Here is a 25,416-nt window from a genome sequence, read left to right on the forward strand (position 1 = left end):
AAAGAAAAAATTAAGTTTTAGCTGCTCTTTATGTGCATTCAAATATTCGTTAAAGTAAGGAGATCCTAATAATACTATAAATAGTATTCTTAACCGTAACCCGTTACTTGAGAATAGAATGCGACTCCAATGAAAAAAATTCAACTAGGCTTATTACTTTCGGCCGCGCTAACGCTCCTAGCCTGCGGTGAGCAAACACCTCAATTATCGTCACATGACAAGGCAACTCAACCAATGACTTCAACAACAGATAAGGCTCTACCTGATTGGCAAAATCCGCAAGTGTTTCAAAAAAATAAGCTTGCCCCCCGCGCGCATTTTTACAGCTTTTTACAAGACCCAGGCCAATTTGTGAGTGAGCCATGGGAACAAGATAATTACTTAAGCCTCAATGGCATGTGGAAATTTAATTACGTCACTGCCCCTGATGACAGACCAATCGATTTTTATAAAAATGACTATGACGTATCTGCCTGGAAAGAGCTTAAGGTGCCGTCAAATTGGCAACTTGAAGGATACGGCGTAGCAAATTATATCAATATGCGGGTGGACTTTACTGACAAACCTGTGGCCGGTGAGGTGCCTAATGATAATAACCCCGTTGGCTCATACAAACGCGAGTTTGAGCTTCCTGACAACTGGCAAGACAAGCAGGTATTTGCCTATTTTGGCGCCGTAAAGTCCGCTTTTTACGTTTGGGTCAATGGTGAAAAAGTGGGTTACTCTCAGGACTCTAAAAGCCCCGCTGAATTTGATATCACACCCTATGTGCAGTCTGGAAAAAATCAGATTGCCTTAGAAGTATATCGATGGTCTGACGGCACTTATCTGGAACTTCAAGATATGTGGCGTTTGAGCGGAATCGAACGTGACGTATATATATATGCAACGCCCAAAGTTCGCTTGGTTGATTTTCATGCTGATGCAGGATTAACAAACGATTTTGTTGACGGCGACCTGACATTTAATGCCCTTATCAAAAACCACAGCGCTAACACCGCGCAAGGCTATCAGTTGAAAGTGGATATAAGTGACGCTACTCATGCTTCGGTGTTAAGTAAAACAATCAATATTGATGCCTTTACTCGCGATCAAGAGCAGCAAGTCAATTTTGAACAACGTATTAGTAAAGTAAACCCATGGAATGCCGAACAGCCTCACCTCTATGATTTAACACTAACCTTGTTAGATGACCAAGGTGGCACGCAACAAGTCGTGCGAACTCGCCTCGGATTTAAACGCAGTGAACTAAAAAATGGCAATGTTCTAATTAATGGCAAACCTGTTTTGTTCAAAGGCGTTAATCGTCACGAACACGATGAGCATACAGGCCACGTTATTAGTCGAGAATCAATGCGCCAAGACATGGCCTTACTGAAACAATTTAATATCAATGCAGTGCGAACGTCTCACTATCCTAATGACCCTTACTGGTATGAACTTGCAGACGAATATGGCATGTATGTGGTTGATGAAGCCAATATTGAATCACATGGTATAGGTGCGTCTAATCAAGGGCACTCTTACGATCCAAGTAAGCACATGGTCAATATGCCTGAGTGGAAAGCGGCCTACCTATCACGGGTCGAAAATCTCTATGAACGCGATAAAAACCATCCTTCAGTCGTTATTTGGTCCATTGGAAATGAAAGTGGTGATGGCCCCAATATTGAAGCCTTATACGACTGGCTTAAAACCAAAACGTCGATACCGGTTATGTCAGAACAAGCGCAGACACGCCGCCATACTGATATGTACAGCCAAATGTACGCCAGTATCGATACCCTAAAACACTATGCCTTAACTGAATCAGAGTTACCTTATCAGCGCCCTCTGATTTTATGTGAATACGAACACGCCATGGGTAATTCTATGGGAAACCTAGCCGATTACTGGCAATTGATTGAACAATACCCGGTGTTGCAAGGCGGCTTTATATGGGACTGGGTTGACCAAACGTTCGCCATGCCAACGCCCGATGGCGGCACTTACAAGGCTTATGGCGGGGACATGGAAACCGAAGGCATGTACAACGATGGTAACTTTAGCGCAAATGGAATGATGGCAGCTGACCGTTCGCCTAATCCCCACGCTTTTGAAGTGAGAAAGGTATATCAGTATATCGATGTATCCGCTGAAGATTTGTCAAAAGGCCAAGTGAACATCATCAATAAACGAGATTTTACGTCTTTGTCGGACGTTTATTTAGAATGGCGTATTGAGGGGAACGGTGAGCTGATTGAGTCTGGCAAAATTGATACCGTCAACGTCGCGCCTCAGCAGCAAACTATGCTGACATTGCCTTGGAAGTTTAAAGCCAACCCCAATACCGAGTACTTTGCTATTTTTGTTTGGAAAACGAAACAAGCCACGGTTGCCTTGCCTGCCGGCTTCAGTGTTGCTAGCAGCCAACTGGCCTTAAAACCCGCAGCGAGAAGTGAATCACCCGCACTCGCTTCTGGCATTATTGACGTGCAAGACAACGAACAACAGCTGCTTATTGCAACAACATCCAACAATCATAAAACGTCCATCGCCTTTGACAAAACCTCTGGCTGGTTGAGCCGCTATGATTTAGCCGGTAAAAACATGCTTGTAGCAGCTTTGCGTCCTGAGTTTTGGCGCGCGCCAACCGATAATGACTTCGGTGAGCAGTTCCCGAAAAAAGCAGAGGTTTGGAAATTAGCAGGTCAACACAGCACCTTAACTCAATTCAATTGGAAACAACTAAATGACCAACAAATTGAAATAAAAACAGAGCATTACCTTGCTGATGTTGAAAGTCGTTATTTGTCTACTTACCTTGTGTCAGCGTCTGGCCAAGTTGACGTTGATCATTGGTTTTATGCTGCCCCGCATAAATTTCAGTCAGCCCTGCCACGTATCGGGAACTTAATGCAAATTCCCGGTGAATTTGACCAAGTTAGCTGGTTTGGTCGTGGGCCTCATGAAAACTACTGGGACAGAAAAACCTCCGCACTAGTGGGTCGATACAGCATGTCGGTAGACGAATTGTACTTCCCTTATGTCAGACCTCAGGAGAATGGCTATCGCAGCGACGTGCGTGAAGTCAGTTTTACCAACAAAGATGGACAAGGTTTGCAAGTCACAGGTCTTCCGATGATTGGTTTTGGCGCGCAGTTTTATGATGTACACGATTACGACCAATTTGACAAAAAAGGGCTTCATCCGCATGATTTGCCCAAAAAAGAGCATATCTTTATCAATATCGATTACAAACAACGAGGTATAGCGGGCACAGATTCTTGGGGCTCTTCCCCTCTTTATCAGTACACCTTACCTTGGCGCGATTATCGTTATGGATTCAGCATCAAACCCATTTATACCAATAAGTAACTGATAGGCTGATACGAAAGAGGCATGCCCTTTCGTATCAGTTTTTTATGTTAAACGTTTCCTTGCGGTCAAGGTACTTTCATGGCCCCTTCATTGCTACCGTGATTTAATTGAATATTTCACTTTCTAAGCTATAGACCTGCTGGAAAATGGCTTTTAATATGAGTTGACTCAGATGCGCTCAACAAGAATTTCTGTTCTGTTGGTTAGCCATCACCACCATGTCTGCACACTCTGCAGTTGAAAACGCTCGATTATTATTAGGAAGATGATGAAATTTATCGTAACGACGCTTTTAGCAAGCGTACTGCTTAGTTCGTGCTCACCGGCTAAGGTGGAAGCTCCCGTTGCCAAACAGGCTGCCGTTTTTCCCGTATATGGTCAGTGGATTACTGAGCCTGATGGTAGTGTCATGCTCGATTCTCAACCCTCAGGCTTGGTCAATTGGCGTCAGCAATTAATGATACTCAGTGACAGAAGCGCGTTAGAACAACATCGTTTGCGTCTGAGAACGATTGAGCCAAACACGGCGCAAATGCCTGATAGTGGTATAAAATTGCGATTGGCTGATGAGGTCAAAGCAAATTGTTTTGCCGGATATGTGAGCCGTAACCCCGATTTAGAATCCCTAGTAGTTGATCCCGATGACGACACTATTTTGTACATGGTGACTGAAGATGCCACGTATGATGACGAGTTAAGCGCACAATGCCGTGATACGTTTCAGCAGACAGACACAAGCCAGTATCCTTTTTTGCTCGTTCGCATTGTCCTCCAAGACAACAGCAGCGCTTTGATAACGCATATTCGCCCGCTGCAATTTACTGATGAAATGCAAGTGGGCAACACGCCAAATGATGGTATCGAAGCCATGGCTTTTGGGAAAAACCGCACGTTATATTTAGGACTTGAACGAGACAGTCACAAACAAGCGCGGATTTTCTCTTTGCACATGCCAAGTCACTTTTGGCAGAGTACTGACTTTGCCGCTGTTGACGATCCACAACTTAAATTACCCAAGTTTGATAAGGGTAATCACCCCATTAACGGCATGGATTATTATCAAACAACTGAGGGCCAAGATTTTCTGATTGCTTCAGCTCGCAATGATTCTAAATTATGGCTCATCGACTTAAGTGGTAGCAAAGAAACCCGTATTCTCCCCCTTGAATTTTATGCGCAACTTACGTCTTCGACTGATAACTGCCAAGATTGGGAAAAGATGGACAATGCCTCGATAGAGGGAGTGGCCGTAATCGGACAAACTATATGGATGGTCAACGACCCTTGGAAAGAGGCCTATCCTAAAAATATCTTGTGCTTACAAAACAAAGAGAATTACCAGAATTTTTCGCCACTGCTGTTTAGTTTACCCATCCAAGCTCATTGGTTTGAATAGGCAAGACTGAGGGGCTCACCTATGCGTATTGCTGCTTGATTATGGAGTCAAGCAGCAAGCTATCATTCTGCGCTTTTTAGTAAACTGGCAAATTTTTTCTTAAATTTGGCTAATTTAGGTGCCACGACCATGTTGCAATATTGGTTTTGTGGATTATTAGTAAAGTAATCTTGATGATAATCTTCAGCTTGGTAATAGGTTTTCAGCTCAGTAATTTCAGTGACCACGGGATTAGACCAGATCTCTTCTAACTCGATTTCATCGATGATCTGCTCTGCCGTTTTCTTTTGTTCAGCATCATGATAAAAAATTTCACTGCGGTATTGCGTACCCACATCATTACCCTGACGATTCATTTGCGTGGGATTATGCAGGGCAAAGAACACTTCTAAAATATCTCGATAGCTAATTTTGTCTGCATCAAAATTCACTCTCACCACTTCGGCGTGGCCCGTTGTACCCTCACACACCTCTTCATAGGTAGGATCGACTTTATGACCACCTGCGTAGCCAGAAAACGCAGACTCTACCCCTTCAACACTATTGAAGGCTGATTCTATACACCAAAAACAGCCACCGGCTAAGGTTGCATGTTGAATATTTGCCATAATGTTTCCTTAAAAAATGACTACTGACGCAATGTAGTTACGCGGTATCGATACATCAAGACCAGCATAAACAAAAATTTATCCTACTACTGTTGAATCCAAAAGTGCTCAATCAACGAGATAGTTAAGACCTATTATAACCCTAGACTCATTCGGTTTAAGATAGGCTTGTGAAAATTTTAAAACGTTTCGAATAGCCATGACCTAGTCACCAATCTTAGCCACAGTGTTTTTTTTAAATAACTAATCTAATTTGAGCCTAGCGCGTAAACACCAGTAGAACTAATAGCAGTTAAGTGACCCCAGCAAATGAATACTCAATTAACCGTGTTTTACGATGGCTATTGTCCACTTTGTATGGCAGAAATGAACAAGTTAAAGCAGCTTGATAAACACGCTACCCTCGGATTTGTGGATATTCAAACGCCGGCCTTTGCCCGTGACTATCCCCATTTAAGCTGGTCAGCCTTGAACGCTCGGATTCATGCGCAGTTGCCGGATGGCAGTTTAATTAGCGGCTTAGATGTGACCTATCTAGCGTGGAAATTAGTTGGTAAAGGTTGGGTTTATGCGCCACTGCGCTGGCCTGTAATTCGATGGTTTGCAGATAAGGCTTATTTGGTATTTGCTAAACACCGCTACACTCTGTCTTTCTGGTTAACTGGCAAACGACGTTCTGTCGCTGCCAATGACTGTGAAGTGTGCCGACCAAACAAGGAGGAGAGACCGTGAATATCCAACACAAAGCTTTGGTCATCGGTGCCTCAGGGGGAATTGGTGAAGCAATATTGGGTGAACTCGTAAAAGCCCAAAAACACTCTGAAGTGCACGGTATCTCTCGCTCTTTACCAACGAACCTTATTGAAGAGGTAAACTACCACGGCATCGCTGAGCACAATGAAACCAGCATTAGCGCATGCTGCCACAAGCTAGCTCAATTAGGCGGCCTCTTTTCTACGGTTGTGTGCTGCATTGGCACCTTGCATGACAAAACCGTTTCTGGGGTGAACATTCAGCCGGAAAAACGCTTAGAGGACCTACATGCTGAGCAATTGCACCATTACTTCCACGTTAACACAATTATCCCCGCGCTTTGGTTAAAAGCACTTGAGCCCCTTGTGAAAGGTCAACATCAAGCCAAAGTCATATTTTTAACGGCAAGAGTAGGCAGTATCAGCGACAACCGCCTTGGAGGTTGGTATGGCTATCGCGCCTCAAAAGCAGCCTTAAATATGTTGATTAAAAGTGCTCAAATTGAGCTACAACGACGTGCAAAAAACGTGACCTTAGTGAGTTATCACCCAGGAACAGTAGATACCTCATTATCTAAGCCCTTTCAGTCAAATGTTAAAGCTGAAAAACTCTTCAGTGCACACTTTACCGCTCAGCAATTATTGTCTCAACTTGATGATTTGCATGCGCAAGATGGCCCTTACTACCTTGATTGGCAAGGAAAAACGATACCTTGGTAGGCCTGTAAAGTTTTTTTGCTATTTTTTTTAAACGCGATTACTGAAGCAAAAGACTTTTTTATTGGGTGCTGTTAACATCAGCGCCAACTACAATAATAATACAGGTAATTACATGGGCGCTTCTCGCGAACAATTTGGCTCTCGCCTCGGATTTATTTTAGCTGCTGCAGGCTCAGCAGTGGGTATTGGAAATCTCGTTGGATTTCCCGTTGGTGCCGCCAAAAATGGTGGTGGTGCATTTCTAGTAATGTATGCCCTATTTGTATTTTTTATTTGTTTACCTGTGATGATCGCCGAAATGACCACTGGCCGCGCGAGCCAAAAAGATCCTCTTGGTGCCTACACTGCATTATCTAATGCAAGCCCCGGTTGGCGCTTAGCAGGTTGGTTATCCATTATAACGCCCTTCATGATTGCTGTGTTCTATCTAGTTATTACCGTGTGGATATTTGGCTACTTGGTTGAGTCCGTTCTAGGTAATTTAGATGTGCTGGCCCAAGCCGACACATTCGGCGCGTTTATTTCTGGCAATAGTTTATTTGCTTACATGGCAGGTGTATTGGCGCTGGTGTATTTAATTTTGCAAGGGGGCGTAAAAGAAGGCATCGAAAAAGCAGCAAAAATTTTAATGCCTGCCTTATTTTTCATGCTGTTGGTGCTGGTTGTATTTGTCCTGACTCGCGACAACGCCTTTGCGGGGGTTGAATATTATCTTGTTCCGGATTTCGATAAAATCAATGCTGGAGTGGTAAACGGCGCGTTGTCACAAGCCTTTTTCTCTTTGTCTTTGGGTATGGGGATCATGGTCACTTATGGTAGCTATATTGATAAAAAAGCCAATTTACCCACTTCTGCTAAGCTGGTTGCATTAACGGATACCGCCGTTGCCTTTGCTGCCGGTTTAATGATTTTACCTGCTATTTTTTCGTTTAATCCTAATGTAAACCCAGATGAACTAAGCGAATCGTCTATCTCGATGATTTTCTCTTATTTGCCACAAATCTTCTTAGAACTGCAAAATTCATTAGGTTATGTAGGCGCAAGCATCGTCGCTAGCTTATTCTTTTTATTGGTCTTTTTTGCTGCAATTACCTCTTTAGTTTCAATCTTTGAAGTGCCTGTAGCGTCCCTTATGAGTGAGAAAAACTACAGTCGAAAAGGGTCATTATTATTATGTGGCGCGCTACTGGTGATATTCTCTTTGATGTGCGCATTTTCTTTCGGCTTTTTTGACTTTTTCTCTAACTTTATGCATTACGCCGGCTCATCTAAGTCATTTTTTGATTTAGTTTATGATGTGTTTTACGACACTATCTTGCCCTTAAACGGTTTGTTGATTTGTTTATTTGTGCGCTATCGCTGGAAGAAAAAAGGATTTAATGAAGAACTTGAACAAGGTGCGCCAAGCTTCAAAGGCAGCCTGTTAGAACGTTATATTAACTTCTCTGTTGGCACCTTTATTCCATTCATTTTATTTGTCATTTTTATCAATACGGTGGCGCTGAAATTTTTTGGTACCGCGCTAATTGGTTAAGCACTCAACATAACAAACAACAAGGCCAAGCTTTTGCTTGGCCTTGTTGTTTGTACCTGAGCAAAATCCCTAATTAAGCATGTCGTAAGGGCTGGGATAGTTGAGCACGATCCCTAGGGTTTGACAGGTCCAGCTTGCGTTAATTTGTTTTCCAGTTGAAGGGTGCAACTCTTCGATAAATTCGGGCAAAGGCAATGCAAGTTTAGCGCATGCCCAGTGATAGTAATCACGGCGACTAGGGTGATCATGAGCACATAAGTGGTAAATATGCCCATAAGCCTCATTACGAATGATACTTTCAATAGCTTGGATGACATCTTGTTGATGAACCAAATTAACATGTTGCGAACCAAGAGCAATATCATGACGACCCGCTAAGTACTTAGCGGGATGCCGGTCTTGGCCTACCAGTCCGGCTAACCTGAGTATGCAGGCCTGCTGCGCAAACTCGGCCACTACATGTTGCTCGATAATCTTATGGGCCTTGGCTGACTCAGTGACTGGCGCTATACAACTCCGCTCATTGAGCTCACCTTCTAACTCGCCATAGACTGCGGTTGTACTGATAAAAATAAGCTTACTCACTCCTTGTAGGCGAGCTTGAGTAATGAGCTGGCAGATGTTTTTAATATAAGATGCTGCTTGAATTTGTCGACCACCCGGAGGCAAATTGACGATAAGCAAAGAAGATTGAACAAGTAACGAAAAGCTGTCACTTTGACATGCATCACCTAAGTGATAGATAAGCCCTTGAAAACCTTGCTGCTGAAAAACAAAGCGCTTCTCTTCAGAACGAGTTGTGGCCACAATACTGTGACCACATTGATATAATTGTTGAGCAAGAGGTTGGCCTAACCAACCGCAACCCACGATAGATATTTGCATAACATAATGACTTAGACCCTAAAGCCCTAAATTATCACATGGCCTGTGGTCTTGTCTTAATTTGCACCACGTCCAAGTCAGATAGTGCACTTATTGAGTCCTGTAATTTTTCTTCTACTTCATCAATGGCTACCAAGCTTAAACACAAGGAATCAGCTCTCGCTTCTAATGCGCTACTTTGAAACTCTACTCGCTGTTCAATGCTTTGCCCAAACCGCTCCATTTTACGCTCAAAAGCATCCATATCGCCGCCGCTAAATAATATTTCACTACCAATAGAAATGAGTAGGTGGCCCATAGAGTTTGAGACTACTTGTTCTATGACATTCTCAAATTCGTCCTCCCAGTCTTGCCCCAAAAAACTACCATCATTGAAACTATCCGAATTTAAACGTATCTCGCCATTACTGGCGTAAAAATTCATGTGAATTTGATCGCCTAACTCATCCAGTTTGCTAGTTAAATCATTAATTGCATCACTTTCACCACCAAGCAACTCATAGAAAACCTCGTTAACGGTGACACTGGCCAATTTTATAGCATCGCTCGCTATGGCGGCCGCTTGAGGAGCTGCAGCATAAATACCCGCATAATAATCAGAGACTAAACTTTGTTGGTAACGAGATAACGCTATTTTTTCGCCATTAACAAAGAGTTGGTTGGCTTGATTAATCACGATTTTGCTGTGATCGTCAGTTTCAATACTCAACACACTCTTTTCTAATTGAAGGCTACCCTCAAAACTAATGTCGCATTCGTTCGCCGCAGCGTAAGTAGTTGTGGTTAAAGTCAATAAGCCAGCCAGTAATAAGGTACGCATGATATTCTCCAAGAGCGTTTTTTGATTAATATGACTTAACTAGAGCAAAGCCTAAGCCAACTATTTTTATTCATATTTATCAATAAGTTGCCCTATATCCCTACGTTATATTTGCTGTAAAAATTAAAGTACGTGGCGTAATTGACGAATTATTAGTGTAAAAGACAATACTCTTGGTTTTAATATAGATGGCAGCTAAATACGCTAAAAAGATGGGAAAAAATTGTCATAGGCCCTGCAGATAGCTTACAATTTGACTTACATTCATAGGCACTAGCGTCTTAAAGGTAAATTTAATGAGTAACTGGGTCGAACCACTGATTTTTTTGTTAATGGTAATTTCATTTGTATTAGGTGTTAGCAGTATTATTATGGGCGTATTTGCTCAGCCTGCCGCTACCGCATCGATGAAAACCAAAGTTGAATACGGCTTTTTCGGTTTGACTGGTTTAGTGCTTTGCGCGGTATTTAGTTACGCTTTAGCCATCGCTTAGCTTTTAGCGTTATTCTAGGGCCTGTCGCTCATACGTTGATAGGCTCTTAGTTTGAAAACCGGCAAAATAGCCAATAGATGGTCAAATATATCAGCCTGTATCCCTTCATAGTTAACCCAATTTTTGTCTGCACTAAAACAATAGATCTCTAAAGGTAAACCCAATTCGGTAGGTGGCAACTGCCTAACCATTAACGTCATGTCTTGATTCAATTTAGGGTGGCTGGCTAAATATGCCTGCACATAGGCGCGCAACGTGCCTATATTGGTTAAGCGTCGGCTGTTGACTAAGTCTTGTGTATCGATTTTTTGTTCACTATGAAAGGCTTGCAGTTCATCTTTTTTCTTTTGGATATAGGTTTTGATAAAGCGAATTTTCGCGAAGTCTTCTAACATCTGCTCATCGCAAAACTGCACACTTTGCACATCAATATTGATCGCACGTTTTATTCGCCGTCCACCGGATTCACTCATTCCTCGCCAGTTTTTGACTGGCTCTGCGATTAACGCGTACGTCGGGATGGTGGTGATGGTTTTGTCCCAATTTTGTACTTTAACCGTGGTTAAACCCACTTGCAGCACTTCACCATCGGCTTCAAATTTTGGCATCGATATCCAATCGCCGGTATTGACCATGCGATTAGCCGCTATTTGAATACCTGCAACAAAACCTAAAATCGTATCTCTGAAAAGTAACAGTAATATAGCAGTGACTGCACCCAAACCAGACAAAAGTAATAAGGGCGACTTATCAAGTATACTGGATATCACCAGTACCAAAGCAACGATGATGACAAACAATTTACCTACTTGAATAAAGCCGGTAATAGGTGCCTTTTTGGCTAAGTTCGACGCGTTATAGGTATCTTCGATGGTGTTTAACAGCGCACTTATCATTCTCACCATGGTGATCAGCGCATAAATAATCGCTACTTTTTGCAAGAAGTTGAGTAAAAGCGGACGACTAATAAACAAAGGGCAAAGCGTGTGGATCAATAAAGCAGGCGCTAAATGGCTGGCCCGACGAAAGAAGTTATGTTTGTGTAATTCGTCATCGAAAGTATTTTTAGTACGCAGTATCAACTGCGTCACATTGCCACTTAAAAACACGCGGGTCATTTTAAAGCTAAGCCAAGCAAGACAGAAAATAACAAACAAAGCACTAAGCTGAAATAACAAACCAGTCTGCGTCACCTTAATGCCAAAGTAGGCAAAACTATCGATAAAGGCTTGCGTTATGAGGTCGTTAGCTTTCACTGGGTTTTCCATCTAGGTTGCAAATTAATTGGTCTTTTTCGAGCCATACGTGGTTTAGCCATGTCTGAAAATTTATGCGAAACTGCTCATTCTCAAAATAGTCACCAATAATGCCTTCTTGAACATCTAACACTTTAACTCTTAATACAACTTTGCTCAGCTTACCGCCTAACATCGCCAACATGGCGCTACCTTTGGTATTGGGATAAACAATGGTCACATCCAAAATACTGGTAAACAACTCACCCATAGCCGCTAGGGTAAACGCAATCCCCCCTGCTTTTGGCGGCAAAAGTTGTTGATAGGGGCTTTGCCGAAGACGATGTTTTTCGCTGGTAAAGCGGCTGCCTTCAACAAAGTTAATTACTGTGGTCGGCATCTTTTTAAATTTTTCACAAAATTGTTTTGTGGTTTCAATATCTTTGCCCTTTAAATGCGGATTTTTGGCTACAAACGCACTGCTATAGCGGCGCATAAAAGGCATATCTAAGGCCCATGCTCCTAAGCCCACAAAGGGCAGCCAAATCAGCTCTTTTTTAAGAAAAAATTTAGGTGCCGGGATTCGATCGGCGGCAAATTCAGTCAAGATAACAATATCCAACCAACTTAGATGATTTGGCATCATCAAATACCATTCGTCTTTACTCAGCTTGCCTTCAACCACATAGTCAAATTGGATACGATTGGTCTGTTTAATCAATTTCACACTGAGCTTGCCAAACGCACACAACATAAAATTAATTAATAAATTAACCGGTTTAACCACCACACTGAAGGGTAAGAGCAGTTTGATTATGCCGAATAAAATAATCAACACGCCCCAAAAAGCAATATTGATTAGTTGCAGGCACAGATGCAAAGGAAATAACAAAAAAGCAGGTAGGAAACGCAACATACTACTTTTGGCTCATGGCTAGTTTTTTAAGTTCTTGGTCTTTTTGCTTCCACAATTGGCTAAGCCATACTTGGAATATTTCACGTTGCTCTGGATTGTCAAAATAATCCATACCAAATACGCCGCTATTTACCAGCTCTTCTATTGAAAAGACCGCCACATGAACATTGATTTGGGGCACCCTGCCACATACAAAATCCCAATAACTCGGGATCCCGTGTGGGTAGTGTATCGTGATATCTAGTAACTTATGTAACTTATCACCCATTGCACTTAAAACGTAGGCCATGCCCCCCGCTTTAGGATTCAGCAAACATTCCAGAGAGGTGTTTTGTGCCGCATTTTTTTGGGGTGTAAAACGCGTGCCTTCAACAAAGTTCATGATACTGACGGGTTTGAAACGAAATTTCTCGCAGGCCTTGCGCGTTGCCTCTAAGTCTTTGCCTTTTAATTGGGGATGCTTGGCGATAAAAGCTTTGCTATAGCGGCGCATAAATGGAAAATCTAAGGCCCACCACGCCAAACCTAAAAATGGCACCCAGATGAGTTCTTTTTTAAGGAAGAATTTTAAAAATGGAATTTTACGATTAAAAACTCGCTGTAATACCAAAATATCAACCCAAGAGGCATGATTCGCAATAATCAAATACCAATCTTTATGGGTTAAACCATCAACGCCGCTGACATTAAAATGGGTTCTCGAAAATAGATTTTGATTGAGCTTATTAATACTGATCCAAGCAGTAGCGCAGCCATCTAAGAAATACGATAAAAACGTGCGCCAAGGTTTAATGGGGATAATCTTCAAAATCGACATGATCAAGATTGGCGTAACCCAAAAAACAGTATTAATAAAATAAAAGAGGGATGAGAAAATTCCGATAAATACGTGCATAACTGCCAAAAATAACCTAACTTCGTCAAAAACAGCAGCAAGTGTAAACCAAAACGGTGTTTAAGCAGTAGCAAAAAATCATCTGAGGCAGGATGCTATTGCTTGTTTTTAGACAAGTTACGGCTAGACGAGTGCGTAGCCAAAATCTTTAAGACATTTGGCTAGCGAATTATCCGAAAGATCTAATTTAATTCGTCATTAGGCCAGTATTTGGTTCCTTTTATCGTTGCTTGCAAGGCTAATCCATTTTTAGTGATTTGATAAATGGTCATATTGTCCACCGTTACTTCACCACCCGCAGCGCCGCCTTTTTCTCCCGCTTTTGCCGCTGCATCCGCTTGAGCACCAAAAGCCCAGCCTTGATTTACAAATCGATCTAACACCGCTTGATTGTGGAAAATAAAGATAACGCGAAAGTCTTTAACGCCTGCGCCTATACCTAGGCCCACTTCTGCCATTTTCATATACGTTTGCGCACCTGTAGCATTATTTTTAACCACACCATAACCACCACCAAAACTGGCTAACAGCACATTAACGTTAGTGTTATCAAACACCGCATAACCTGCAGCACTCATAATTTGCTGTTCAACACTGGGCTTTAACACAAACAACTCATCAAGGACCTTAGCCCGCATTTCCAGTACCACTTGGCGCTGCTGATTGACGTTTTCACCTGAACTACTTGCGCAGCTCGATAGGCCTAAACACATCAAAACAAAAGCTAGACTACGATAACAATTTACTACTTGCATACTCTTCTCCTCGGGTTTGGCGCTTTTAACCATGACTCAACATTATTTTGGCATGAATAAAAATCCGCTTTGTCCAAGCAGAAGCAATTATCAATCCAAGCTTTATGTAAACCCTGCTGAGTTTGCAGATTATCTAAGTGCGCCGCTTCACCCCGACCGGAAAATGCATTGTGACAAGCGGATAAATACTGGCTTTGCGTGGCAGTGAAGCTAAACTCAGCGATGCAAATAAAGCCTAGAGCAAAGGCACATAGAGGCTAATTGTAGCGTGACGCCAAAACGCTTCTGCCGCGTTATTCGGTACCACGCTATTCATCACTCTTGCTATTGTTACTTTTTCACTACGGATAAAGGTAAATCTTACACAGATGCGTTGACGTTTTTTTCTAGCTCGCTATGTATGTACCTGCTCGCCCTAATATCACGTTATTTCATTACATACGTTTGCAACAAATCGCCATTGATAGTCGCTACGATTACACTGACTTCAATGTAATAAAAAATCAGGAAAAACGGAGTGAGCCAATTTAACGGTTATTTCAGGATGATAAAAAGTGCCCTGTTATATGGGTTAATTATTTATAGCTCGGCGGTTTCAGCCACACCGATTGAACGGGTAGAACCGCTCTTTTGGTGGACTGGTATGGCAAATCAACAAGTGCAACTCATGGTATATGGTGAAAACATTGGTCGAACCACGGTCACAACCTCCTATTCAAATGTCACTATTCTCAATACCGAGCAGGTGGACAATCCGAATTATCTGTTTGTCACCTTAGATATTGCCCCAGACACTCAACCCGGACAACTTACTCTGGAATTTTCTAGCCCGACAAGTAGCAGCCCATTTCGCTATTTATATGAACTAAAAGCCCGCGAAGCTGGTTCCGCTGAGAGACAGGGATTTAATCAAAGTGATGCCATCTATTTGTTGGTACCTGACAGATTTGCCAACGGTGATCCCACAAACGACGCCAGTAAAGAGACCCTTGAGTTGCCCAACAGGAGTGAACCGAATGGTCGCCATGGTGGCGATATTCAAGGTATGAGCAATGCACTGAGTTATCTTCACGATATGGGGTTTACCCAGATCTGGTCAACGCCCTTAACTGAGAACAATAGTGGCGCATATTCGTATCATGGTTATGCCGCAACCGATTTATATCGCATTGATCCTCGCTTTGGCAACAATGCCACATACCGCGACTTTGTTAGTAAAGCGAAAGTACAGGGCATTGGCGTTATTAAAGATATAGTGCTGAACCATATTGGTATCGAACACTGGTGGATGAAAGATGTGCCCGACGCCAATTGGATCAATAACAACGCTGCTTTTAGCCCTACTAATCATGCTCGTCAGACCGTGCAAGATCCTTACAGCGCCAACATCGACAAAAGCGCTTTTGTCGCAGGTTGGTTTGTGCCCACCATGCCCGACTTAAATCAACAGCACCCTTTGTTAGCCACCTACCTGATCCAAAATAGTATTTGGTGGATTGAATACGCCGGGCTATCTGGCATACGCGAAGACACTTATAGCTATGCAGACAAAACCTTTTTGAGTCGGTGGGCCAATAGCATACTGAACGAATACCCTAATTTTACTATGGTTGGTGAAGAGTGGAGTGCTAATCCGCTGATTGTGGCTTATTGGCAACAAGACAAAACAAACATCGATGGATATGAGGGTACGATGCCCAGCATGATGGATTTTCCGAATTACTATGGGATGTTGGCTGCGCTAAACGAAGAAGAAAGCTGGGATACAGGCTGGATTAAACTTTATCAATCGTTAGCTAATGACGGTATTTATCCAAACCCTTCAAAACTGGTGCTATTTGAAGGTAATCACGATACTGCCAGACTCTTTTCATTACTCGATGAGGACGTCCACAAATTCGCACAAGCCATGGTATTGATGACGACCTTACCCCGTATTCCACAGTTTTTTTATGGCACAGAAATCCTGATGCAAAGCCCCAAACAACGAGATGATGGGCTGGTGCGCAGTGACTTTCCAGGTGGTTGGGATGAAGATGCAAGGAATGCCTTTACAGGCCAAGGTTTAAATGCACAACAACGCCAAGCACAATCTTTGCTAAGCCGCCTTTTAAACTATCGTAAAAATAATCTTGCCATTAGTCATGGCAGCATGACGCATTTTTTTCCACAAGATGGCGTTTATAGCTATGTTCGAGGGGAAAAGCACGGTTCAACACATAATCAGCTATGGGTGTTTTTGAGTAAAAATGACCAGCCAGTGGCCCTTGATAGCGCTCGCTATGAAGAGCTTGCACCTGATACATGTTTGTTTACTGATGTTCTGAGCGGCCAACAGTATTCTGGGCTAAACGAAATCAGTATTCCTGCGCGGGCTTGGCTAATGTTGGAATGTCAGCCAAAATAGCAGCAATTGTCATGTTAGCTTAATTGATGGACGGCGTGCTCAGTAATCTACTCAACATTTTTTGGCGCTTTTTTGCTTTGGGCTGCATTAGCTTTGGAGGCCCCGCGGCGCATATTGGCTATTTTCAAGCGACCTTTGTTAAACGTTTAAAATGGCTAAGCCAAGAAAATTACGCCACGCTTGTGGCGGCCAGTCAATTTTTGCCCGGCCCAGGATCCAGTCAGGTGGGTTTTGCAATTGGCTTACACCGAGCGGGTCTAGCTGGAGGCCTCACTGCTTTTTTAGGTTTTACCTTACCCTCGTTCTGTATCATGTTGGCACTTGCTAATTACATGCACTTACCCACTGCAGCTCAGGGGGTTCACAATATCATTACGGGCCTCATGTTACTTGCCGTTGCTGTGGTTGCTGACGCTATATTGACCATGGCCCAACAATTTTGCCGTACTGTTGTTACGCGATGGATGGCATTGGCTGTTGCTGTAATTCTCTTGTGTGTTAACAGTGTTTATTCACAAATTGTGCTGTTGAGTGTGGCCGCATTTATCGGATTCGTTGGGCAAAGGCATTTTGCCAGGGGTGCAATTTTGGCGCCCGTGCAGCGCCGTTATGTTAAGACCACAATTGCATTGACGATATTTGTCATATTATTTATTGCCAGTGCTTTAGTTCGCTATTTTTACCCCGATATGGCCCTCGGTGTTTTTGATATCGCGGGGCGGTTTTATCAAAGTGGTAGCTTAGTATTTGGTGGTGGACATGTGGTCTTACCTTTATTGCAGCAAAACCTCGGGACTAGCGTTACGCCTGACGCCTTTTTACTTGCTTACGGGGCGGCGCAAGGAGTGCCAGGCCCGATGTTTAGTATTGCCACGTTTTTAGGGGCGAACATGATGCCGGACTCTCCTTTAACAGGAGCCTGCGTGGCAACAATAAGCATATTCTTGCCTGGCTTATTACTCATGTATGCCCTGCATCAACAATGGGCGGTATTGTCAGCTCGTCCCGCATTCAATGGCGCAATGGCCGCCATTAACGCTGCCGTTGTTGGTTTACTGTTTAGTGCTTGGGTCAACCCAGTGGTAAGTCACGCAATGCAACAATACAGTGATGCGTTGCTTGTCCTCGTTTTACTGGTGTTATACCGTTTTTTAAAATGGCCGGTACTACTGATAATGCTGCTGGCCTGTGCTTATACCTCCATCTTGCGGTAAGTTTCCTGTGTAGCAAGCGCCGTGCAGCATAGTAAGCCCTACTCTCATGTAAAAGAATCGGCTAATTTCAACGATCTAATCATTATAAAATGTTCTGACCTTTTTCGGGATCCCGCGCTTCTTTAGCTTGCTGACGGATATCATCGGCATCACTGGCGAGATCTTCTTCATGCTCATTGTCTTGTAAATCGATGGACGAATCGTCGATGATAGGTTCGTGGCTAATCTTCGGTGTAGGTTTCACATCAAGACTTTTGCCGGCTTCAGTTGCTTGATGCACCACAATGCCTTGGGGGAATATAATCTCGCGTGCATCATCAGGCATACTTATGCCACGTTTTTCGAATTCTCGCATAATGGTTCGCATTAAAAACGATGAGACCTTCAACAAACTATGACTATGGGTATTAATCCAAAAATACACTTTAAGGTTCACTGTCGATGAAGCCAATACGTCAACCAGCACCTGTGGCTCTGGGTCTTGCAACACTGCATCAGTATTGTTTAGTACGTCCATGGCAATTTTTTGCGATTCGATAATACTGGAGTCATAACCGATACCAATCACAAACTTGCCCCGAGACTTAGGATTAGCGGTGAGATTGCGAATAATATTTTTGTAGACTGTGGCGTTAGGAATTTGAATATGATCACCATCAAAATCCACCAAGGTCGTTGCTCTTGCCGTTACCTGTTTAACCACCCCAATACGACCTTCGACTTCAATAACGTCATCAATTTTAAAGGGTTTCTGAATACTCAAAAGTAAGCTTGAAATAAAATTTTCGGCTATATCTTTAAAAGCAAAACCAATTATTAAGCCAATCACCCCAGTACCCGAAAGCACGGCTACTGCAAATTCACTTAAACCAGCAAATCGTAAAAATAAATAAAATCCAAAGAGAATAAATAGGATGCTAATCAGCCGCCGTGTGACTAAGCGGATCAATTGACTGGTACTGACAAATGAAATTGGTCTAACTAACAATTCTGAAAGTGGGCGGGCAAGTAAAAAAATCAAAATGAACATCGCCAGCCCAACACCTATCATCGGTAACTTTTGTAAAAAAAGCTGCCAATTTAATTGCATGTCGTGCCAAATTTGACTGGTTTCTTCCGTGACAGACGGGTCGCCAAGAGGAGTAAATAAACTACCTTCCTCTTTTGTGTTATTTGTCTCATTCTGTTGATCTCCATCAAGTGTCTGGGTTTGAATGGACTTTGTCGTATCGAATAATTGCAGTGACTGCGCAAACAAGGACTGAGTGATTAAAACACATAACAAAAGTAAAGGCAGAGGCTTAAGCATGGTGTTGCTTCCTAAAGAAATACGCATAGAGATCGAAAATCAATTCTGAGCACAATAATCTATTTACATTATTGATGGTACAGCCCTCGTTCTCAACGTGAAAGAGGCTTAGCATTGCAGCGCGTAAGGCACAGCAATGCCTATTTTGCTAAACCACAGCATGCTCACCGAGGTCTTCAGGTTCAACAGTGGCACCAGTAGCCAGTTTGATTTTGCCGGTGATGCTTGCATCTTGGGTCCAGATTTCAGCATTGTTAAGGTCAAAGCGCATCATTAATAAACTGTCGTCCTCTTTACCATTTTCATACCATGCTTCAACACCGCTTGACCAAAACTTATCTATCAGTGAGGTATCTGATTCTTCAGACAGTTGGCCTAACATGCAAGCGAAGAGGTCATGACCTTTGCTAACGAATTGAATCATGGATTTGCCACCCGTGGCGACTCTGTTGTCTTTGGTGGTATAGATCCACAGTGAATGTGGCTTTGATTTATCGACGTGCGCGTGCATTGGCTCACTATGTTGGTCAGTTTGGCTTAAACCCACCATAACAAAACCTTGCTCAGTAATATTATCCCATAACTCTTTTTTAAGTTCGTTCGACATATCGTACTCCTCTCATTTTAAGTTTTGACAATAATGGCCTTAAAGTAGGCCCATAAATAAACAACTGCACAAAGCGATCCAGCCATTCTTAAATTAAGAATAAACATAAAATACAATTACTTATAAAGAGAATTAGGATTGAAGCCAATTAAGTACGCTTTTTACTGATGGGCGGAACGTGAAAAATTTACAGAGTGGCGTCGTAAGTTCGAAAGAGCAGATGGCTCCTATACCCTCCACTGAAGATCAGAAAATAACGCTTTTTACCCCGAGTTAACTCTATAACGCAGGATTTTTTTAAGCGTTACCTTACTGACACGCATCCATAGGGCCGCATAAGCCACTCGCTTGTAAGATCGAAATTGATCTAATTCACTTGTAATTTCGTTTTACCTGCACCACACTATATGTCACAAGTGTCCTATTTGTCACATTTAACTAAGTTGTGATTATTTATTGAAAGAATGAGGTCAATATGTTTTTCAACCGTGCCAAAGCCACCCCACCAGAGTTAGATCCAAACCATCTAGCCTTAAGATATTTAGTTAAGTCGATTGAAAATTATGTTGCGACAATTTCATTCACTCCTGAAGGAAAAGTCATTTCAGCTAACCCTCTCTTTCTCGCAGCGACGGGGTACAGCCTAGAAGAAATTACCAATCAACATCACCGTATGTTTTGCCCTGCTAGTGTGACAAATACCCTGAAATATCAAGATTTTTGGCGAAAATTGCGAGAGAAAAATCAATTGTCTGGCACCTTTCTAAGGAAAACCAAAGCTGGCGATGATTTATGGCTTGAAGCAACTTACTTTCCTGTCACTGATGACTCCGGTTCATTGCTATACATCTATAAGATCGCTTCAGATGTGACTAAAAAGCAACAAGAACATTACCGATTGCGCGGAGCGGATGCTGCGCTGAATGCCTCGATGGCAATTATTGAGTTTACGCCAAAAGGCGAAATAATTACGGCTAACGATAATTTTTTAAAAACCATGGGTTATAACTTGAATGACATTATTGGCAAACATCACCGTATGTTTTGTGATGACAAGTTCTACCAAGATAATCCTAACTTTTGGCCTGAATTAGCCAATGGCAGAATCAATACCGGTTTATTTGAACGCCGCACCGCCAGTGGCAATACAATTTGGCTTGAAGCAACTTATAACCCCATCGTTGATGATAATGGTCAAGTATGCAAAATCATTAAGTTTGCTGCAGATACCACCGAGCGAGAAAGCCGCAATAAAGCGGTTATTCAAGCTGCAGAACTTTCATTTTCGACCGCCGAAGAAACGGCACAAATAGCCAGTAGTGGGGCAGACTTGTTGGCTAAATCAGTGCATGACTCAAATGCGATTGTAGAGCAAGTTAATCAAACGAATCAGTTATTAGAACAATTAAACGAGCAATCTAAAAATATTGTCGCCATCGTTTCCACCATTGGTAGCATTGCGGATCAAACTAATCTGCTAGCCTTGAACGCGGCGATTGAAGCGGCTCGGGCGGGTGAACAAGGTAGAGGATTTGCCGTTGTCGCAGACGAAGTCAGACAACTGGCAGCCCGAACCAGTAAATCGACCGCTGAAATTGAACAGGTTGTTAAAACAAACGAGGGTTTAACATCAAAAGTGAACGACTTTATGGCTAAAGTGCGATCCAGTACAGAGCTCAATAACAACCAAATATCGCAAGTATCAAATGTTATTAGCGAGATAAGAGAGGGAGCATTAAACGTTTCTAAGACGGTATCTAAATTACTGTAAGTAGGTAGTAACTACATTTGCCTGTAGCCTCTGGACAGGCAAATTAAGTTCGTCATCCCATGATATTAAAATTGATAACCTAGTTGAAATATAAGGCCGCTTCCAGAATCGTATTTTCCATTACCGGTCACCGCAGCAATACCCAAATTGGTACCGCCTGCGGATATTCCATTGAAAAAATAGTAATACCCAATGCCTACCCCATTGACGATTTCGCTTTGATTATAATCTGTGCGCTCTGACCCTACAGCGCCAAGATAAACACCTAAACCATGGTTATTGGAGTCTGCGCCAAATAAATCGGTTTTAATCCAGCCAAGACCAGCACCACAGGTATAACCCGCATAAGTGCTATAACTTAAACACCCTACTGATAGGTACTTCATATCAACATCAGATAGCATGCTGACATTCGCGCCGACTCCACTGTACAGTGTGCCTAAACCTAGCCCAAAAGAATAAGAGCCAGCGGCATTGGCCTGGCCCGCAGCTAACAGCAGAGAAATAATAGAAAGCGACTTTACAATAAACGTCATGAACATCCTTTTTGGCAATAGATAATGACCAATATGCTTAAAAAACGAGAGATAGGTTATAAATATTACCCTGTTTATGACTTCAATACCGCTTATTTTTTTGCTTCATGTCGCTTTTTGCGGCCTACGCAAATTTTCAAATAGCGAAGGCTCCCATGGGCGCATGGCCATCAGCAAACCAAAGTGTTGTCGTTGGTGTAAAGGCAAATCCGCATCTTCTTGATTAAGCACAGCGGCTTCTTTAGTGAGCTGATTGAGTTTGCGTTGAATGATATCGATAGAGGTTTGTGAATACCGCCCACGTAAATAAAAGCGAAAGGTCCACGGCTCTTCTTTTTTGGGTGCCATAAATTTAACCATCACCTCTTGCTCCATAAATTTTTCTAAAGGGCCGCCAGGGATCCAACGAAAATCCTGAGCAATAAGGGATTTAAAATGATTGTTGGGCAATAAACTGATAATTTTAAGCCTATCTAAGCGAGCGAGTAAGCGAATACACTCATGTTTATCAATGGCATAATAGTCAATTATTTCATCAAAGGTCCAAGCATCTCGCACGCACACAGCCACCAGCAGAAGCTTGGTATCGGCTAATAGTTCCATCTCTTGTTCTTTAGTTAACTGGCTTAACTGCTGGGTTTGTTTTTGCGCAATGATGAATAAGTCAGACAAACTCATTTGCAGTAATTCACAAATTTGCTCAAGCCGCTCCAAGGTAAAGCTATTGGTGGAAAATATCCGTTTAATATTGGCTTCGCTCATATCGAGCTTTTCAGCAATATCTTTATAGGTGAGTTGGCGCTCACGAAGCAACTGCTTTAAGGTATTGCGAATTTGATTAATTTGGCTCATTTTTACTCACTAGTAGCGTATTACTATACTTTTGGTGTTGCTTTAGTATACATATTTCAAGGTCGTTTACAGTAGTGCTACCTAAGCATATTGTTGTTTCGTCTGATGTCAGACGCAACTTAACAAGGACTTACCATGAAATTGTTTAACGCATTATTTGTTCTTAGCCTTTCTTGTAGCACCTTTACCTTACACGCTGAGGGTTCAGTCAATCACAGCGCTCAAGCGAGCAAACACAGTGTATTAGCTGTCACAGAGGGCGTAGCGTCAACAGCTAAAGTCGCCAGTGTAGTAGTGGCAGCACCTTTAGTAATTGCCGGCGGGGCCAGTTTGGCTACCGGCAGTCTTATCGCAGAATCTGGCAATAAGATTAAAAGCAGCCATGCCCACCAAGGCCCTTTAGTTATCAGTGAAACAACTGTTACCGCAGATCCTGCCCCCAACCAAGTTATCATTATCCAAAACACCACGACTCAACACACTGGTAAGGAGTAAGTGATGAATATTAAACATCTTGTGATGTTTGCCGGCTTAGTGGTGACTACTCTGTCACCACTAGCCGAAGCAGGCAGCAAAGCAAATCAAGCGCCAAGCCACGAACCACAGCAAATAGTGAGTTTTGCCAAAGATGTTGAAAAATATGCTGCAGCACAAGGCGCGCGAGCCTTTATTATAGCCAGAGTAGGCCGTCCCCAAAAAGACTTACCCAAAGGCATTCAGTTTACCCATACCGCTGTGGCGATATATTCAGATATCACCTTAGACAGCGGTGAGGTCATCCAAGGATATGCGATTCATAACTTGTATCAAAAAGACGGTGAAGTAGATAAAAGTCAATTAATCACCGACTATCCGGTAGACTTTTTCTGGGGTGCCCATGACTTAAAAGCTGGGATCATAATTCCGACCCAAGAAATTCAAACTCGACTGATTGCATTAATCAGCGCTGGAGACGATAAGCGATTACACAACGAACGATATTCAGTATTGGCCAACCCTTTTAATTCGCAATTTCAAAATTGCACAGAATATACCTTGGATTTACTCAACGCCGCGATTTATCAAACAACTGATATTCAAAAATTAAAAGCCAATGCCTCGGCTTACTTTACGGCACAACGCGTGCACACTAGCGGCTTTAAGTTAATGTTAGGCTCAATGTTTCAAGACGACATTAGCACCAAAGATCACAAAGGCAAGGTTGCCACTGCTACGTTTACCACTATCGCGAAATATTTAAATCAGTATGGCTTGGTCGATACCATGGTCACTTTTTACAGCGATGGCACGACCCAAATAATCGAAGGCTAGTGTTAGCTGACACCCCAATTTTAATAATGCAAGTGCAATAAGGAATTTCAACATGACATTACACGCCCCAACTAAACCGTATATTTTTGCTTCTATTGCCGCTTTAATCATAGGCACTGGCGCCTATGGCATTGGCTTACTGAATTCAATCATGGCATTAAATGAAAAAGGCTATTACCTCATCACCTTACTTTACGGTTTGTACTCAGTGATCTCATTACAAAAGACCATTCGCGACAAAGCAGAAGGCATTCCAACTACCAACCTGTATTTCATGATTTCGTGGATTTCAAGTGCTATTGCCATCGCCTTATTAGCGATAGGATTGGTTAACGCCGATATGACATTGAGTGAAAAAGGCTTTTACGCCATGGCTTACACGCTGAGTCTTTTTGCTGCAATTACAGTACAAAAGAACGTACGCGATAAACAACAGGGCAATGTTCAGTCTGACAACTCAGCGCCTCAAGTTGCAGCAACTGAATAGCTTGTGGTCAAGGAAGCAAGGTTTATACTTGTCACAAAATTCGTTGATAAAGCGTAACGATGGAAATCATCAGAAGTAAAAACTTTAGTGCTCCTCAAGCATGGGGAGCACTCGATATCGCCAATATGAATGGCATTACAACCCGTTTACATTGGACCGACAAACCCTATAAATGGCACATTAACGACGGTGAAGAAGTGTTTGTGGTGTTGAGTGGTGTGGTCGACATGTATTACCGCCGCGCTGGCAACGAGCACTGCGCCACCTTACAAGCTGGCGATATTTTTTATGCAACAGTAGGCACCGAACATCTTGCTCACCCACAAGGTGAAGCCAGAATTTTAGTTATCGAAAAACAAGGCAGTATATGAGCAATGAGAAATTTCAACATCGCCTAGTTCCACGATAAATGACAAATTATTAACGGCCGCAGACAGTAGCAACAGTTGCCGAGTCGCGTCACCAGCAGCGTGTTACCAATTTAGTCCTCTTTATGGCAGGCTCAACAAGCAGGCTTTAAACGACTTACCAACCTTAATGGCTTTGCCGCCT

24 protein-coding genes are annotated in these 25,416 nt (G+C 42.6%); 13 read left to right on the forward strand and 11 right to left on the reverse strand.

Annotation, left to right across the window (positions count from 1 at the left end):
• The first annotated feature begins 129 nt into the window (after positions 1 to 129).
• Positions 130 to 3,357, forward strand: a complete 3,228-nt coding sequence (locus tag NWQ57_RS13735; protein WP_306022725.1) for a glycoside hydrolase family 2 TIM barrel-domain containing protein — start codon at positions 130 to 132, stop codon at positions 3,355 to 3,357.
• A 271-nt stretch (positions 3,358 to 3,628) separates the two neighbouring features.
• Complete coding sequence (locus tag NWQ57_RS13740; protein ID WP_306022726.1) at positions 3,629 to 4,756, forward strand: hypothetical protein; 1,128 nt, start codon at positions 3,629 to 3,631, stop codon at positions 4,754 to 4,756.
• Between the two features lie 62 nt (positions 4,757 to 4,818).
• Here NWQ57_RS13740 and msrA read toward each other — a convergent pair whose 3' ends face one another.
• Positions 4,819 to 5,364, reverse strand: coding sequence for a peptide-methionine (S)-S-oxide reductase MsrA (gene msrA / locus NWQ57_RS13745; protein ID WP_306022727.1), 546 nt, complete (start codon positions 5,362 to 5,364; stop codon positions 4,819 to 4,821).
• Between the two features lie 309 nt (positions 5,365 to 5,673).
• On the opposite strand from msrA, the gene NWQ57_RS13750 reads away from it, so the two are divergent.
• From NWQ57_RS13750 to NWQ57_RS13760, 3 genes are all read left to right on the forward strand, one after another.
• Positions 5,674 to 6,096: a thiol-disulfide oxidoreductase DCC family protein gene (locus NWQ57_RS13750; RefSeq protein ID WP_306022728.1), complete on the forward strand. Its 423-nt coding sequence runs from the start codon at positions 5,674 to 5,676 to the stop codon at positions 6,094 to 6,096.
• Complete coding sequence (locus NWQ57_RS13755) at positions 6,093 to 6,836, forward strand: SDR family NAD(P)-dependent oxidoreductase (RefSeq protein ID WP_306022729.1); 744 nt, start codon at positions 6,093 to 6,095, stop codon at positions 6,834 to 6,836. The genes NWQ57_RS13750 and NWQ57_RS13755 overlap by 4 nt, the downstream gene beginning before the upstream one ends.
• A 112-nt stretch (positions 6,837 to 6,948) precedes the next feature.
• The gene (locus tag NWQ57_RS13760; RefSeq protein ID WP_306022730.1) at positions 6,949 to 8,370 is read left to right on the forward strand and encodes a sodium-dependent transporter; all 1,422 of its coding nucleotides are present in this window, start codon (positions 6,949 to 6,951) and stop codon (positions 8,368 to 8,370) included.
• Positions 8,371 to 8,439: 69 nt separating this feature from the next.
• Here NWQ57_RS13760 and NWQ57_RS13765 read toward each other — a convergent pair whose 3' ends face one another.
• Together NWQ57_RS13765 and NWQ57_RS13770 are read right to left on the reverse strand one after the other, a co-directional pair.
• Positions 8,440 to 9,255: an SDR family oxidoreductase gene (locus tag NWQ57_RS13765; protein ID WP_306022731.1), complete on the reverse strand. Its 816-nt coding sequence runs from the start codon at positions 9,253 to 9,255 to the stop codon at positions 8,440 to 8,442.
• 34 nt (positions 9,256 to 9,289) lie between these two features.
• On the reverse strand, positions 9,290 to 10,075 hold the full coding sequence (locus NWQ57_RS13770) for a DUF2884 family protein (protein ID WP_306022732.1): 786 nt from the start codon (positions 10,073 to 10,075) through the stop codon (positions 9,290 to 9,292).
• Positions 10,076 to 10,371: 296 nt separating this feature from the next.
• On the opposite strand from NWQ57_RS13770, the gene NWQ57_RS13775 reads away from it, so the two are divergent.
• Positions 10,372 to 10,569 carry a hypothetical protein gene (locus tag NWQ57_RS13775; protein ID WP_306022733.1) on the forward strand — a complete coding sequence of 66 codons (198 nt, stop codon included), beginning with the start codon at positions 10,372 to 10,374 and terminating at the stop codon, positions 10,567 to 10,569.
• 14 nt (positions 10,570 to 10,583) lie between these two features.
• Here NWQ57_RS13775 and NWQ57_RS13780 read toward each other — a convergent pair whose 3' ends face one another.
• The 4 genes from NWQ57_RS13780 to NWQ57_RS13795 all read right to left on the reverse strand — a co-directional run bounded on the left by NWQ57_RS13780 (position 10,584) and on the right by NWQ57_RS13795 (position 14,328).
• Positions 10,584 to 11,825, reverse strand: a complete 1,242-nt coding sequence (locus tag NWQ57_RS13780) for a mechanosensitive ion channel family protein (RefSeq protein ID WP_306022734.1) — start codon at positions 11,823 to 11,825, stop codon at positions 10,584 to 10,586.
• Positions 11,815 to 12,720, reverse strand: a complete 906-nt coding sequence (locus NWQ57_RS13785) for an acyltransferase (protein WP_306022735.1) — start codon at positions 12,718 to 12,720, stop codon at positions 11,815 to 11,817. Before NWQ57_RS13785 ends, NWQ57_RS13780 begins: the two co-directional genes overlap by 11 nt.
• 1 nt (position 12,721) lies before the next feature.
• Positions 12,722 to 13,615, reverse strand: a complete 894-nt coding sequence (locus NWQ57_RS13790; protein ID WP_306022736.1) for an acyltransferase — start codon at positions 13,613 to 13,615, stop codon at positions 12,722 to 12,724.
• Between the two features lie 182 nt (positions 13,616 to 13,797).
• Positions 13,798 to 14,328: a YSC84-related protein gene (locus tag NWQ57_RS13795; RefSeq protein ID WP_306022748.1), complete on the reverse strand. Its 531-nt coding sequence runs from the start codon at positions 14,326 to 14,328 to the stop codon at positions 13,798 to 13,800.
• A 559-nt stretch (positions 14,329 to 14,887) separates the two neighbouring features.
• On the opposite strand from NWQ57_RS13795, the gene NWQ57_RS13800 reads away from it, so the two are divergent.
• The gene (locus tag NWQ57_RS13800; protein WP_306022737.1) at positions 14,888 to 16,777 is read left to right on the forward strand and encodes a glycoside hydrolase family 13 protein; all 1,890 of its coding nucleotides are present in this window, start codon (positions 14,888 to 14,890) and stop codon (positions 16,775 to 16,777) included.
• Positions 16,778 to 16,803: 26 nt separating this feature from the next.
• Entirely contained in the window at positions 16,804 to 17,991 is a 1,188-nt protein-coding gene (chrA, locus tag NWQ57_RS13805) for a chromate efflux transporter (RefSeq protein WP_306022738.1), read from the forward strand.
• Between the two features lie 82 nt (positions 17,992 to 18,073).
• On the opposite strand, the gene NWQ57_RS13810 is transcribed toward chrA, so the two are convergent.
• Both NWQ57_RS13810 and NWQ57_RS13815 read right to left on the reverse strand, forming a co-directional pair.
• Entirely contained in the window at positions 18,074 to 19,081 is a 1,008-nt protein-coding gene (locus tag NWQ57_RS13810) for a mechanosensitive ion channel family protein (protein WP_306022749.1), read from the reverse strand.
• Between the two features lie 367 nt (positions 19,082 to 19,448).
• Entirely contained in the window at positions 19,449 to 19,907 is a 459-nt protein-coding gene (locus NWQ57_RS13815) for a pyridoxamine 5'-phosphate oxidase family protein (RefSeq protein WP_306022739.1), read from the reverse strand.
• 475 nt (positions 19,908 to 20,382) lie between these two features.
• On the opposite strand from NWQ57_RS13815, the gene NWQ57_RS13820 reads away from it, so the two are divergent.
• Entirely contained in the window at positions 20,383 to 21,678 is a 1,296-nt protein-coding gene (locus NWQ57_RS13820) for a PAS domain-containing methyl-accepting chemotaxis protein (protein WP_306022740.1), read from the forward strand.
• Between the two features lie 65 nt (positions 21,679 to 21,743).
• On the opposite strand, the gene NWQ57_RS13825 is transcribed toward NWQ57_RS13820, so the two are convergent.
• Both NWQ57_RS13825 and NWQ57_RS13830 read right to left on the reverse strand, forming a co-directional pair.
• Positions 21,744 to 22,214, reverse strand: a complete 471-nt coding sequence (locus NWQ57_RS13825; RefSeq protein WP_306022741.1) for a hypothetical protein — start codon at positions 22,212 to 22,214, stop codon at positions 21,744 to 21,746.
• A gap of 105 nt (positions 22,215 to 22,319) precedes the next feature.
• Complete coding sequence (locus tag NWQ57_RS13830) at positions 22,320 to 23,066, reverse strand: helix-turn-helix transcriptional regulator (protein ID WP_306022742.1); 747 nt, start codon at positions 23,064 to 23,066, stop codon at positions 22,320 to 22,322.
• A gap of 135 nt (positions 23,067 to 23,201) precedes the next feature.
• Between NWQ57_RS13830 and NWQ57_RS13835 the strand changes: the two genes are divergently transcribed.
• From NWQ57_RS13835 to NWQ57_RS13850, 4 genes are read left to right on the forward strand one after another with little or no spacing between them, the layout of a single operon-like run.
• Positions 23,202 to 23,561 (forward strand): hypothetical protein, encoded by a 360-nt coding sequence (locus NWQ57_RS13835; RefSeq protein ID WP_306022743.1) that lies wholly within the window; start codon positions 23,202 to 23,204, stop codon positions 23,559 to 23,561.
• A gap of 3 nt (positions 23,562 to 23,564) precedes the next feature.
• Positions 23,565 to 24,377 carry a DUF2145 domain-containing protein gene (locus NWQ57_RS13840; RefSeq protein WP_306022744.1) on the forward strand — a complete coding sequence of 271 codons (813 nt, stop codon included), beginning with the start codon at positions 23,565 to 23,567 and terminating at the stop codon, positions 24,375 to 24,377.
• A 52-nt stretch (positions 24,378 to 24,429) separates the two neighbouring features.
• Positions 24,430 to 24,864, forward strand: coding sequence for an inner membrane protein YiaA (gene yiaA, locus NWQ57_RS13845; protein WP_306022745.1), 435 nt, complete (start codon positions 24,430 to 24,432; stop codon positions 24,862 to 24,864).
• 59 nt (positions 24,865 to 24,923) lie between these two features.
• Positions 24,924 to 25,235: a cupin gene (locus NWQ57_RS13850; protein WP_306022746.1), complete on the forward strand. Its 312-nt coding sequence runs from the start codon at positions 24,924 to 24,926 to the stop codon at positions 25,233 to 25,235.
• Positions 25,236 to 25,416: the final 181 nt, after the last annotated feature.

The organism is Paraglaciecola sp., from assembly GCF_030730205.1.
Taxonomy (GTDB): domain Bacteria; phylum Pseudomonadota; class Gammaproteobacteria; order Enterobacterales; family Alteromonadaceae; genus Paraglaciecola.

Coding starts and splice junctions, on each gene's coding strand:
- NWQ57_RS13735 (WP_306022725.1), top strand. CDS start 130: ATGAAAAAAATTCAACTAGGCTTATTACTTTCGGCCGCGCTAACGCTC.
- NWQ57_RS13785 (WP_306022735.1), bottom strand. CDS start 12,720: ATGTTGCGTTTCCTACCTGCTTTTTTGTTATTTCCTTTGCATCTGTGC.
- NWQ57_RS13740 (WP_306022726.1), top strand. CDS start 3,629: ATGAAATTTATCGTAACGACGCTTTTAGCAAGCGTACTGCTTAGTTCG.
- NWQ57_RS13820 (WP_306022740.1), top strand. CDS start 20,383: ATGTTTTTCAACCGTGCCAAAGCCACCCCACCAGAGTTAGATCCAAAC.
- NWQ57_RS13765 (WP_306022731.1), bottom strand. CDS start 9,255: ATGCAAATATCTATCGTGGGTTGCGGTTGGTTAGGCCAACCTCTTGCT.
- NWQ57_RS13795 (WP_306022748.1), bottom strand. CDS start 14,328: ATGTGTTTAGGCCTATCGAGCTGCGCAAGTAGTTCAGGTGAAAACGTC.
- yiaA (WP_306022745.1), top strand. CDS start 24,430: ATGACATTACACGCCCCAACTAAACCGTATATTTTTGCTTCTATTGCC.
- NWQ57_RS13750 (WP_306022728.1), top strand. CDS start 5,674: ATGAATACTCAATTAACCGTGTTTTACGATGGCTATTGTCCACTTTGT.
- chrA (WP_306022738.1), top strand. CDS start 16,804: ATGGACGGCGTGCTCAGTAATCTACTCAACATTTTTTGGCGCTTTTTT.
- NWQ57_RS13790 (WP_306022736.1), bottom strand. CDS start 13,615: ATGCACGTATTTATCGGAATTTTCTCATCCCTCTTTTATTTTATTAAT.
- NWQ57_RS13840 (WP_306022744.1), top strand. CDS start 23,565: ATGAATATTAAACATCTTGTGATGTTTGCCGGCTTAGTGGTGACTACT.
- NWQ57_RS13825 (WP_306022741.1), bottom strand. CDS start 22,214: ATGACGTTTATTGTAAAGTCGCTTTCTATTATTTCTCTGCTGTTAGCT.
- NWQ57_RS13760 (WP_306022730.1), top strand. CDS start 6,949: ATGGGCGCTTCTCGCGAACAATTTGGCTCTCGCCTCGGATTTATTTTA.
- NWQ57_RS13810 (WP_306022749.1), bottom strand. CDS start 19,081: ATGCAATTAAATTGGCAGCTTTTTTTACAAAAGTTACCGATGATAGGT.
- NWQ57_RS13850 (WP_306022746.1), top strand. CDS start 24,924: ATGGAAATCATCAGAAGTAAAAACTTTAGTGCTCCTCAAGCATGGGGA.
- NWQ57_RS13770 (WP_306022732.1), bottom strand. CDS start 10,075: ATGCGTACCTTATTACTGGCTGGCTTATTGACTTTAACCACAACTACT.
- NWQ57_RS13830 (WP_306022742.1), bottom strand. CDS start 23,066: ATGAGCCAAATTAATCAAATTCGCAATACCTTAAAGCAGTTGCTTCGT.
- NWQ57_RS13815 (WP_306022739.1), bottom strand. CDS start 19,907: ATGTCGAACGAACTTAAAAAAGAGTTATGGGATAATATTACTGAGCAA.
- msrA (WP_306022727.1), bottom strand. CDS start 5,364: ATGGCAAATATTCAACATGCAACCTTAGCCGGTGGCTGTTTTTGGTGT.
- NWQ57_RS13775 (WP_306022733.1), top strand. CDS start 10,372: ATGAGTAACTGGGTCGAACCACTGATTTTTTTGTTAATGGTAATTTCA.
- NWQ57_RS13835 (WP_306022743.1), top strand. CDS start 23,202: ATGAAATTGTTTAACGCATTATTTGTTCTTAGCCTTTCTTGTAGCACC.